Here is a 12,163-nt window from a genome sequence, read left to right on the forward strand (position 1 = left end):
GCCCGCTGGTCAACGAGACCGAATTCCGTGAAACCTTGCGCCGTGCGCTGAAAACCCACTTGCCGGATTACATGGTGCCCGCGCACTTCATGTTCCTGGCGCAGATGCCGCTGACCCCCAACGGCAAACTTGATCGCAAAGGCCTGCCGCAACCGGACGCCGCGCAGTCACAGGGCGTGTGGGTTGAGCCGGTGACTGCGTTGCAACAACAAGTGGCCGCGATCTGGGCCGAGGTGCTGGGTGCCGAGCGCATCGGCTTGACTGATCATTTCTTTGAGCTGGGCGGGCATTCGCTGCTGGCCATGCAGGTGATCTCGCGCGTGCGCCAATTGCTGGCCCGCGAAATTGCCCTGCGCACGTTGTTCGAACAGCCGCAGTTGGAAGGTTTTGTGTTGGCCTTGCAGGCCCTGCAAACCGATGACGCGCCGTTGGCCCCAGCCATGCTGGCGGTGGAGCGGGGCCAGCCACTGGCCTTGTCTTACGCCCAGGAGCGCCAATGGTTCCTCTGGCAGTTGGAGCCCGACAGCGCGGCGTACCACGTGCCCAACGCCCTGCGCCTGATCGGGCACTTGGATCGCAATGCCTTGCAGCGTAGCTTCGACAGCCTGCTGGCCCGTCATGAAACCCTGCGCACGGTATTTGTCAGCGAAGGCGAGCGCACCTTGCAGCGCATAGTGCCGGCCGCCACGCTGGTGATCGACAGCGGCGTGCTCGACAACCCGAGCCCGGAACAGGTGCAGGCACGGGTGGAGGCGGAAATTGCCCGCCCGTTCGACCTGCGCCAGGGCCCGCTGCTGCGCGTCACGCTGTTGCAACTCAGTGAGCAGGAGCACGTGCTGGTACTGGTGCAGCACCATATCGTCTCGGACGGTTGGTCGATGCAAGTGATGGTCGATGAACTGGTGCAGTTGTACGCCGGTTACAGCCAGGGCCGCGAGGTTCAGTTGCCCGACATGCCTTTGCAGTACGCCGACTACGCCCTGTGGCAACGTGCCTGGATGGACGCCGGTGAACAACAGCGGCAGCTGGGTTATTGGCGCGAACTGCTGGGGGCTGAACAACCGGTGCTGGAACTGCCGCTGGACCATCCGCGTCCGGCCGTGCAGAGCTACCGGGGTGCGCAACTGGAAGTCGCATTGGACGCAGGCGTGGTCGCTGGCCTGAAGGCGCTGGCGCAACGCGAGGGCGTGACCTTGTTCATGCTGCTGTTGGCGTCGTTCCAGACCTTGCTGCACCGCTACAGTGGGCAGGCGGACGTTCGCGTCGGCGTACCGATTGCCAACCGCAACCGGGTCGAGACCGAGCGCCTGATCGGCTTCTTCGTCAACACCCAGATACTCAAGGCCGATCTCGACGGCCAGATGACCTTCGCCCAGGTACTGCAACAGACCAAGCGCCGCGCCTTGGAAGCCCAAGCGCACCAGGACCTGCCGTTCGAGCAGTTGGTCGAAGCGTTGCAACCGGAGCGCAGCCTGAGCCACAACCCGCTGTTCCAGGTGATGTTCAACCACCAGTCCGAGTTGCGTGCCTCCCAGGGTGAGCAATTGCCGGGCCTGCGCCTGGAAGGGCTGGAGTCCGACAGTCATCCGGCGCATTTCGACCTGAGCCTGGACACCCAGGCCTCGGCCGACGGCCTGTGGGCCACCTTGACCTACGCCACCGACCTGTTCAGCGCGGCCACCATCGGGCGCATGGCGCAGCACTGGCAGAACCTGTTGCAGGCGGTGGCCGCCGATGCCCGTCAACGTGTCAGCGAGTTGCCATTGCTGGCGGGTATCGAGCAGCAACCGTGGAACAACGGCGGCGCAGCGTTCCAAAGCCCGCTCGGTGTTCATGGGTTGTTTGAAGTGCAAGCGCAACGACGTCCTGACGCCATTGCGCTGTGCCTCGACGAACAATCGCTGACCTATGCCGAGTTGAACCGCCAGGCCAACAGGTTGGCCCGTTACCTGATCAAGCAGGGCGTTGGCCCCGAGGTATTGGTGGGCGTTGCGGTAGAGCGCTCGTTTGCCATGGTGATCAGCCTGCTGGCGGTGCTCAAGGCCGGTGGCGCCTACGTGCCGCTGGACCCGCAGTACCCGCGTGAACGCCTGCTGCATATGTTGGAAGACAGCGGCGTCAGCCTGGTGCTCACCCAGTCCCATGTGCCGATGTCGCTGCCTGAAGGGATGCCTGGCCTTGCGCTGGATCTGGCAGCGGGCGAGCTGGCTCTGTGTGCTGACCAGAACCCTCAGGTGCGGGTTGACGCGCAGAGTCTTGCCTATGTGATCTACACCTCCGGTTCCACCGGCAAGCCCAAGGGCGTGGCCATCAACCATGCGGCGCTCACCGAGTTCTCCAGCATCGCCGCCGGTTACTCACGCCTGACCCAGGACGACCGCGTCCTGCAATTTGCCACCCTGAACTTCGACGGCTTCGTCGAGCAGCTGTACCCGGCGCTGACCCACGGTGCCGCCGTGGTATTGCGCGGGGCCGAGCTGTGGGACAGCGGCCGCCTGTATGCCGAAATCATCCGCCAGGGCATCACCCTGGCCGACTTGCCCACCGCCTACTGGAACCTGTTCCTGCTCGATTGCCTGGCAGCCGGCCCACGTGCTTACGGCGCGCTGCGCCAGGTCCATATCGGCGGCGAAGCCATGCCGCTGGACGGCCCGGCGCAATGGATCAAGGCCGGGTTGGGCCATGTCCGTTTGCTCAACACCTACGGCCCGACCGAAGCCACGGTGGTCTCCAGCGTGCTCGACTGCACCAGCAGCGAAGAAACCATCGGCGCCACGGCCAGCCCGATTGGCCGCTCGTTGCCAGGGCGTGCGCTGTATGTGCTGGATCGCGACCTCAACCTGGCACCACTGGGTGCTGTGGGTGAGCTGTATATCGGCAGCCAGTGCGGCCTGGCCCGTGCCTACCTGAACCGGCCGCTGCTGACGGCCGAGCGCTTCGTGCCGGATCCGTTTGGCGGCGACCGCCTGTACCGCACCGGCGACCTGGCGCGGTACCGCGCCGATGGCGTGATTGAGTACGTCGGCCGTGTGGATCACCAGGTGAAAATCCGTGGTTTCCGTATCGAGCTGGGAGAAATCGAAGCGCTGTTGCTGGCTCAGAAAGGCGTGCGCGAAACCCTGGTCCTGGCTGCCGACAACCAACTGGTCGCCTACCTGGTGGCTGCCGAGCAGGACGCCGAGGCCTTGAAAGCCGTGCTGCGCGAGCAATTGCCGGACTACATGGTGCCGGCGCACCTGATCTTCCTGGAGCGCATGCCGCTCAACCCTAACGGCAAGCTGGACCGCCAGGCGCTGCCAAAACCGGATACCAGCCTGACGCAACAGGCGTGGGTTGAACCGGTGACCGAACTGGAGCAGCAAGTCGCTGCCATCTGGTCCGACATCCTCGGCGCCGAGCGCGTCGGCTTGACCGACCATTTCTTCGAGATGGGCGGGCACTCGTTGCTGGCGATGCAGGTGGTGTCGCGCTTGCGCAATCTGCTTGGGCGAGAGGTCGCATTGCGCAGCCTCTTCGAACAACCGCGCCTGCAAGGCTTCGTCGCGACTTTGTCGGCGGACGCCGGTGTCGCGTTGGCGCCACCTCTGTTACCTGTGGGTCGCGAGCAACCGTTGCCATTGTCGTATGCCCAGGAACGCCAGTGGTTCCTCTGGCAACTGGACCCCAACAGCGCCGCTTACCACGTGCCGGGTGCATTACGCCTCAAAGGCGCGTTGGACAGGGTCGCGTTGCAGCGCAGTTTCGATGCCTTGGTAGCGCGTCATGAAAGCCTGCGCACCCACCTGCGCCACGAGGGCGAGCGTGCCGTTCAGGTGATAGTGGCGGACGCGAGCGTGGACATCGTCACAGCCGACACTGATGAGGCTGCACTGAAGACGCAGGTAGAAGGCCTGATCGCCCGGCCGTTTGACCTGACCCAGGGGCCGCTGATGCGTGTCCACTTGCTGCGTATTGCCGAAGATGAGCATGTGCTGGTGCTGGTGCAACACCACATCATCTCCGACGGTGGCTCGATGCAGGTGCTGGTCGATGAGCTGGTGCAACTGTATGCCGCCTACAGCCAGGGGCAGACGCCACACTTGCCGGCCATGCCGATCCAATATGCCGATTACGCCGTATGGCAGCGCCAATGGATGGAGGGCGGCGAAAAGGCGCGCCAGCTCGATTACTGGCGTGCCCTGCTCGGCGGCGAACAGCCGGTGCTGGAGCTGCCGCTGGATCATCCACGGCCCACGCAACCCAGCCATCGCGGCGCGAGCATTGAGATAGCGGTGCCGCCCGCGCTGCTCAGCGCCCTGCGTGCGCAGGCCCAGCGTGAGGAGGTGACGTTGTTCATGCTGTTGCTGGCCTCGTTCCAGGCGTTGTTGCATCGCTACAGCGGCCAGCGGGACATCCGCGTGGGCGTGCCGATTGCCAACCGCAATCGGGTGGAGACCGAGCGTCTGATCGGTTTCTTCGTCAACACCCAGGTACTCAAGGCCGATATCGATGGGCACACCACCGTCGGCCAACTGCTGCAACAGGTCAAACGGCGAGCCCTGGACGCGCAGAGCCATCAGGATTTGCCTTTCGAACAGCTGGTGGAAGCCCTGCAACCCGAGCGCAACCTGGGGGTGAACCCACTGTTCCAGGTGTTGTTCAACCATCAAACCCAGGCGCCTGGGCAATATGACGGTCAACCCCTGCCAGGCTTGGCGGTCAGCGGCTTGGGCTGGGACAGCCAGACGGCGCAGTTCGACCTGAGCCTCAACACCCACGAGTCCGCCGAAGGGCTTGCAGCGTCACTGACCTATGCCACGGACCTGTTCGAGTCGGCGACACTGGCACGTCTGGCACAGCATTGGCTCAACCTGTTGCAGGGGATCGCCGGTGATGCGCAGCAACGTGTCGACCAGTTGCCGCTGCTGGACCTGCACGAGCGTGAGCTGGCGGTGCAGGGGTGGAACGCGACCGCGCGCAATTACCCACTTCAAAGTGCGGTGCACCATTGGATCGAAGACCAGGTGACGTTCACGCCGCAGGCGCCGGCGCTGGTGTTTGGCCAACACCAACTGAGCTACGAGCAGCTGAACCAGCGTGCCAATCGTCTGGCGCATCGCTTGATCGAGGCGGGTGTAGGCCCGGATGTGCTGGTGGGCGTGGCCGTCGAGCGTTCTATCGAAATGGTGGTCGGCTTGCTGGCCGTGCTCAAGGCGGGCGGCGCCTATGTGCCGCTGGACCCGGAATACCCCCGTGAACGCCTGGCCTACATGCTGCAGGACAGCGGTGTGAAACTGCTGCTGACCCAGGCCCACCTGTTGGCAGACTTGCCGATAACGCCGGGCGTGCAGCACCTGGTACTGGGCGAGTCGTGGTTTGAAGGGTACCCGGAACAGAACCCGGGCATCGTCCTGGACGGTGAGAACCTGGCCTATGTGATCTACACCTCGGGTTCCACCGGCCAGCCTAAAGGCGCGGGTAACCGGCATTCGGCGCTGATCAACCGGTTGTGCTGGATGCAGGAGGCGTATGCCCTGGACGCCAGCGATAGCGTGCTGCAAAAGACTCCGTTCAGTTTCGATGTGTCGGTGTGGGAATTCTTCTGGCCGCTGATGACCGGTGCACGCCTGGTCGTGGCAGCGCCGGGCGATCACCGTGATCCAGCCAGGCTGGTCGACTTGATCAACCAGGCGCAGGTCACCACGCTGCACTTTGTACCGTCGATGCTTCAGGCGTTCCTGCAGGATGCGGCAGTGTCCAGTTGCCACAGCTTGCAACGCATCGTGTGCAGCGGCGAAGCGCTGCCGGTGGACGCCCAGCATCAAGTCTTCGCCAAATTGCCGAACGCCCGGTTGTACAACCTTTATGGTCCTACCGAAGCGGCCATCGATGTCACCCATTGGACCTGCGTCGATGAGGGCCATGACACGGTGCCGATTGGTGAGCCGATCGCCAACCTGCGCACTCATGTGCTGGATGCCGGTCTGTCACCGGTCCCGGTCGGTGTGGCCGGTGAGTTGTATTTGGGCGGCGAAGGCCTGGCACGCAGTTACCACCGACGCCCGGGGCTGACTGCCGAGCGCTTTGTGCCGTGTCCGTTCCACAACGGCGCGCGGCTTTACCGCACCGGGGACCGGGTACGCCAACGGGCCGACGGTGTGATCGAATACCTCGGGCGCCTTGATCATCAGGTCAAGCTGCGTGGCCTTCGGATCGAGCTCGGTGAAATCGAGGCGCGCCTGCTGGAGCACCCTGCGGTGCGTGAAGCGACGGTGTTGGTGCTCGAAGGCAAGCACCTGGTGGGTTACCTGGTGCTGCAACAGGCTGGCGACGACTGGCGCGAGCGCTTGAATGCCTATCTGGGCAGCCATTTGCCGGACTACATGGTGCCGGCTCAATGGGTGGTCCTGGACCAGATGCCGCTCAGTCCCAATGGCAAGCTGGACCGCAAGGCCCTGCCCACACCCCATGCGTCGAGCCAAGGCTACGTGGCCCCGAGCAGCGAACTGCAACAGCGGATTGCGGCGGTGTGGGCGCAGGTGCTGAAGGTGGAACGCGTGGGGTTGCATGACAACTTTTTCGAGCTGGGCGGCCATTCGTTGTTGGTGCTGATGCTCAAGAACACGCTCAGCCAGGCCTGTGGTGTCACGCTTGCGGTCAACCAGTTGATGCTGCACCCCACGGTGGCGGGCCAGGCCCGGTGCATCGAGGGGGAGGGCGAGCGTTCGTTGATCGTCAGGCTCAATACGCAGACTGAAGGTACGCCGCTGTACCTGTTTCACCCCAGTTTCGGTTCGGTGCATTGCTACAAGGCCTTGGCCCTCGCGTTGCGTGAGCAGCGCCCGGTGATGGGGGTGGTCTGCCGAGCGCTGGTGGAGGAGGGGGGCGAGGTGCCAGCCTGGAGTGAGATGGTCGAGGATTACACCCAACAGTTGTTGGCCGCTCAGCCACACGGTGCGTTCCGCCTGGCGGGATGGTCACTCGGTGGCAACCTGGCCATGGAAGTGGCTTACCTTCTGGAGCAGGCTGGACGCACGGTGGAATCCGTCGGCTGGATCGATGCGCCACCGCCGGCCCGCTATACCGCCTTCTGGAACCAGGGTGCCCTGGTGGACGAGCGGGTCATCTCTGCGGCTGAGCGACGTGCCGAGCTGTTGGCGGTGATGTTCCCGGCGTTTGCGCAGCAGATCCAGGACGTTTGGCACAGCGCGCCCGGCAATGAGGATCAACAATGGCAACGCCTTTCCGACTGGGCCGACGCGACCTTGGGGGAGGGTTACCGTGCACTCAAGGACGAATTGCAGGAAGGCGGTGAAACCGAGCGTTCCTGGGCAATCAAGCAGGTGCTGGATGAGCGCTTGCAAGACACCGACTACCGTGCAATCAAGGCGCCGCTCCACTGTTGGTGGGCGGCGCGCAGTGAGGCGGGGTTGCATCAGGCGCTGATCGAAAGTGGCATGCGCGAGGTGATTGGCCAGGGTGGCATCCAGCGTTCAGTCGTGATCGACACCACCCACCACCGCATCGTCGACAACGCCGAGTTCATCAAAAGCTTCACCGCCTTGTAGTGAGCGAGCTTGCCTCGCGCCGGGCGCCCCCAAATACCGAGCCATGCGCTGTACGAGGTGCTGATTCGGAGGTTGGCTTGGGGGTTGCGGTGCCCTCGGCGCGGGGCAAGCCCGCTCACTACAACGGCCGGTTGGCGGGTTGCTTCGATCCAGAGGCGTCTGTGGTGGGTATTTGATAATGCTTCGGCTACAAAAAAGCCCCGTATCCTGCGATACGGGGCTTTTGTGTTTGCGCGGGTTTAGAAGTCGTAGCGGGTGGTGACCATCACGTTGCGCGGGTCGCCTGGGTAGGCCGAGTCATAGAAGCCGATGTTGGTGTAGTAGTGTTTGTCGAACAGATTGTTGACATTCAAGGTTGCCGACAGGTGATCGGTGACTTGATAACGCGTCATCAAGTCCACCAGCCAGTAGGGTTCCTGGGTGAACTTTTCAGAGCGACCACCCCCCGGGTAGCCCCAGTTGTTGACGGTCTGCCAGCCAGCGCTCTGCCAGCGGGCACCGCCGCCCACGGTCAGCCGGTCGAGGCTGCCCTTGAGTTTGTAGGTGGTATAGAAGCTGACCTGATCTTCCGGCTCCCAGGTCGCGACTTTTTTGCCGTCGTCATCGCGGGCGATCTTGTGGGTGTAGCCCGCCTGCAACTGCCAACCCTGGGCGAGTTCACCGGAGATCTCCGCTTCGTAGCCCTTGGTCTTGGTCTTGGTGCCGATATAGGAGTAGTCAACGCCCGGTTGCGAGTTCCACGCCGTGTCAGCCAGTGGACGGTTCTCTTCGTGCACTTCGAAGTAGGCGAGGCTGGAGTTCAGGCGGCCATCGAAAAACTCACCCTTGACGCCAAACTCGTAGTTCTTGCCTTCGTTGGGAGCCAGCATGGCGCGTGTACGGGTGCGGTATTGGGTTTGCGGCTGGAAGATTTCGGTGTAGCTGGCGTAGGCGGTGAAGTTGTCAGTGAAGTCATACGTCAGGCCGGCGTAGGGCACTACCTTGCCACTTTCCTGGGTGTCGCTGGTGCCGGTGACCTGATAGTTGGCGACACGCGAGCCGAGCAGCAGGTGCAGTTCGTCTGTCAGGCTGAAGCGGCCGGTGACGTAGGTGCCGGTCTGGCGCGTGGTTTCGTCATTGATCTTGGTAGCGGTCCACAGGGGCTCAATGGCTTGGCCGCGCCAATTGTAGAAGTCATAGGAGTTGTCGAAATAGGTGGTGGCGGTGTAGTCCTTGGCCTTCCATTTCGAGATGGACAGGGACTGGCCGATCACCAATTCATGTTCGCGACCAAACAGTTCGAACGGCCCCGAGGCGTACACGTCGAGGCTGTCACTGGTGGTGTCGCCCACGTATTTACGTGCGTAGATGGAACTGGCGGTAGCGGAATCCTGGGAAATGTAGCCCAGGGGGGCGTTGTAGCCATTGATCTGGTGGTTGTACTGACCCTTGGTAACCCAGCCGTTATCGAATGTGTGTTCCAGGGTGGCGAAAGCCGTGCGGCTGTATTGCTCCCATGAACCCCACTTCGGTCCATTGTTGAACGAGCGCGGCACGTCGAGCTTGTTGCCGGTGGCATCAAAAATGGTGCGGGTGCCGGTCCAGCTAGAGCCTTTGGGGTCGCTGTCCTGATAATCGGCGCCCAGGGTCAGCAGGGTATTTTCGTCCAGGTCAAATTCCAGGATGCCGTAGAGCACGCCGGTTTTGCGCGAGTAGTGATCGAGGAACGATTGTTTGTCTTGATACGCTGCCACTGCGCGGCCACGCACGTTGCCGGTTTCAGTCAACGGGCCACTGACATCGACTTGCGAGCGGTAGTTGTCCCAGGAGCCTGCGCCCAGTTCGATGCTGCTCTTGAACTCGGACGTGGGTTTTTTGCGGATCAAGTTGATGGTGCCGCCCGGGCCGCCGGCGCCGGTGAGAAGGCCGGTAGCGCCTTTGAGCACTTCGACCCGGTCATAGATCGCCATGTCGGTCAGGGTCTGGCCCGCCGAATATTGGGCGTCGCGCAATGTGGGGATCCCGTCGTACTGGAAGTTGACGATCGAGAAGCCGCGAGAATAGTAGTTGGTACGTTCAGTGTCGTAAGTCGAGACGGTAATGCCCGGGGTGTGGCGCATCACGTCGTCGATGGCGGTCAGGCCAAAATCATCCATCACCTGGCGGGTCACCACCGAGATCGATTGTGGTGTTTCTCGTGGTGTCAGCACCAGGCGTGTCGCGGTGGCGATGGTGCCCGGGGTGTAGGAACCGGTGCCTTCGGTCACGGTGCCCAATTGGTTGGCGGTAATTTGCGTGGCGCCCAGTTCCAGCCCTGAAGCGGCCGCGGCACTGATGGTGATCGCATTGCCTTGCAGGCTGTAGTGAATGCCGGTGCCCTTGAGCAGGGTGGCGATCGCCTGGTTCGGGTCCTGCTTGCCTTTGACCGCCGTGCTGTTCTTGCCCTCTACATCAGTCGGGCTGTACAGCACTTGCAGGTTGGTTTGCTGGCCGAACGCCTGCAGTGCCGTTCCCAGTGGCTGTGCAGGAATATCGAGCTCGATCTCCTGAGCTTGCACATAACCGGCTATAGGCAGCGAGACCGCAAGGGCCAGGGCGCTGGGCAACAGGTTGATGTTCAAGGCCCGTCGCATGGATAGCGCTTTGCTCAAGGGGCTCCGACCGAGTCGTACTGGCATGAATGCTTTCTCTTCTAGGTTTTAAGTGGGCAGATTATTAAGTGCTTATTGAGGCTGGTTCTCATTACCACTAGTGAGACGTTCCTACTTGGTAAAACCGGAAAAGAAATTTCAAGCCGGCTCCATTTCGTGCACCACCTGGCCTGCACTCAGGCGCACCAACTGGTCGGCGATGTCGAAATAACGGTCGTCGTGGCTGATGACGATGATGGTTTTACCCAGGCGCTTGAGGTCCGGCAGCAGCTCGGTATAGAAAATGCGGCGGAAGGCCGGGTCCTGGTCGGCAGCCCATTCGTCGAACACCAGCACCGGGCGTTCTTCGAGCCAGGCGTTGACCAGGGCCAGGCGCTTGCGTTGGCCGGTGGACAGGTCGGTGGTGCTGAATACGCCGTCCTTGACGCTGACCTTGTGCGCGATCTCCAGGCGTTCGAGGTACTTGGTCGCGCTGTCCAGCGACTGGGTGGCGCTGCCCTGCACCAGGTCATCGAACAGGTAATAGTCGGCGAACACGGTGGTGAACAACTGGCGATAGTCATCGCGCACCGGGTCGGTCACGGTTTCGCCGTTGAGGCGGATCTCCCCGGATTGCGGCTGATAGAGACCCAGCAGCAGCTTGATCAGGGTGGTCTTGCCGCAACCGTTCTCACCGACGATAAACACGATGTCGCCCTGCTTGATGCTCAGGTTGATCGGCCCCAGGTGGAACGGCTCGCTGCCTTCGACCGGCGGCGGGCTGTAGCGCACATTGTGCAGCTCCAGGCTTTGCACCAGAGGGTTGGGCGCTTCGGAGTTGTCCATCAGCAAATGGGGCTCGGGGGAAGAGAAGCGATCGGCCAGCTCGGTGATACGCCCGAACGCAATGCGCGCCTTGCCGATGATCGGCAGGTAACCCACCACGTGTTCCAGCGGGCCTTTCATATACAGCAGCACCAGTACGAAACCGGTGATCACCGCCGGGTCCGGGTTGGGGCTGTAGGCCTGCATCGCCAGGGCCAGGCCGATCACCACAAAGAACAGCATCGAGCCAAAGGTCTTGGCCACGATATAGATGTTGACCGAGCGCACCTGGATGTCGCTGATCTGGTCGGCGGTTTCCTGGATGCGGTGGGTGTTCATGCGATAGCGGCGTGGGCGGTGGATGCGCAGCTCCTTGGCGCCCGAAGCGATTGCCGAGTAGTAGCGTTGCAGTTCGTCCTCCAGGTCGCGGGCCTCGTCGAAACCGCGGATGCCCTTATGCCCCGCGATGAACTGCACGCTGCTGCCGATGACAATGGCCACGATCATCATCAGGAACATCGGCACCGAGAGGTACGCCAGGTAACCCAGGCAACCCAGGGTGACGGTGGTGGCGATGGCCAGCGGCGTGAACGCAAACGAGAAGTCGCTGATGGTGTCGACGTCGTGGGTCAGCACCGGGATCAGGCGGTGGGAGCGGTAGCGCTCGATCTGCTCGATCGGTGCCGACAGCACTTTTTCACCCAGTTCCTTGCGCAGCGCCGCGATGATGCGTTGGCCCACGTAGTTGGTGCCGATGTCGGACACGATCGAGCTGGTCAGGGCAAGCACACACAGGGCGGCAAAGGTCAGCACCACGCCCTGGGTCATGCCGGTGGAGGAGTGCAGGGCATTGTTGATGGTGGCCAGCAGAAACGTGATGGCCAGGCCGCCCGCCATGCCCAGGGCAACGGAGACCGTCACGATGGTACGAAAGGGTCTGAGCAATGCGAGCAGACCGTTGAAGGCGCCGCGCTTGGGGTCAGTCATAAATACATCCCGGAGAGTGAAAAATGGGGCTGGGCACACAGACCCTTACCCATGACAAACGAAGCGCCGGGGCGAGTATTTAGCGCGGTGTGCCAAGTGGTGGCGGTGGCGGATAAATCCACGGGGGGCTGGTTCGTTCTTGTTCTGTAGGCGCACGTGCATCAAGGCCGTGCGCAGTCCATCCAGCGAGAGCGA

Annotated in this window: 3 protein-coding genes; 1 reads left to right on the top strand and 2 read right to left on the bottom strand. The window is 62.5% G+C overall.

Annotation, left to right across the window (positions count from 1 at the left end):
* On the top strand, positions 1 to 7,547 hold a 7,547-nt coding region (locus tag HX792_RS27955), incomplete at its 5' end, for a non-ribosomal peptide synthetase (protein ID WP_176999106.1).
* 239 nt (positions 7,548 to 7,786) lie between these two features.
* Here HX792_RS27955 and HX792_RS27960 read toward each other — a convergent pair.
* A complete protein-coding gene (locus HX792_RS27960) occupies positions 7,787 to 10,159 on the bottom strand; it encodes a TonB-dependent siderophore receptor (RefSeq protein WP_176999107.1) in 2,373 nt (790 codons plus the stop codon).
* A gap of 156 nt (positions 10,160 to 10,315) precedes the next feature.
* Complete coding sequence (locus tag HX792_RS27965; protein ID WP_176999108.1) at positions 10,316 to 11,968, bottom strand: cyclic peptide export ABC transporter; 1,653 nt, start codon at positions 11,966 to 11,968, stop codon at positions 10,316 to 10,318.
* Between the last annotated feature and the right edge of the window lie 195 nt (positions 11,969 to 12,163).

Source organism: Pseudomonas sp. B6002 (assembly GCF_013385985.1).
GTDB lineage: Bacteria > Pseudomonadota > Gammaproteobacteria > Pseudomonadales > Pseudomonadaceae > Aquipseudomonas.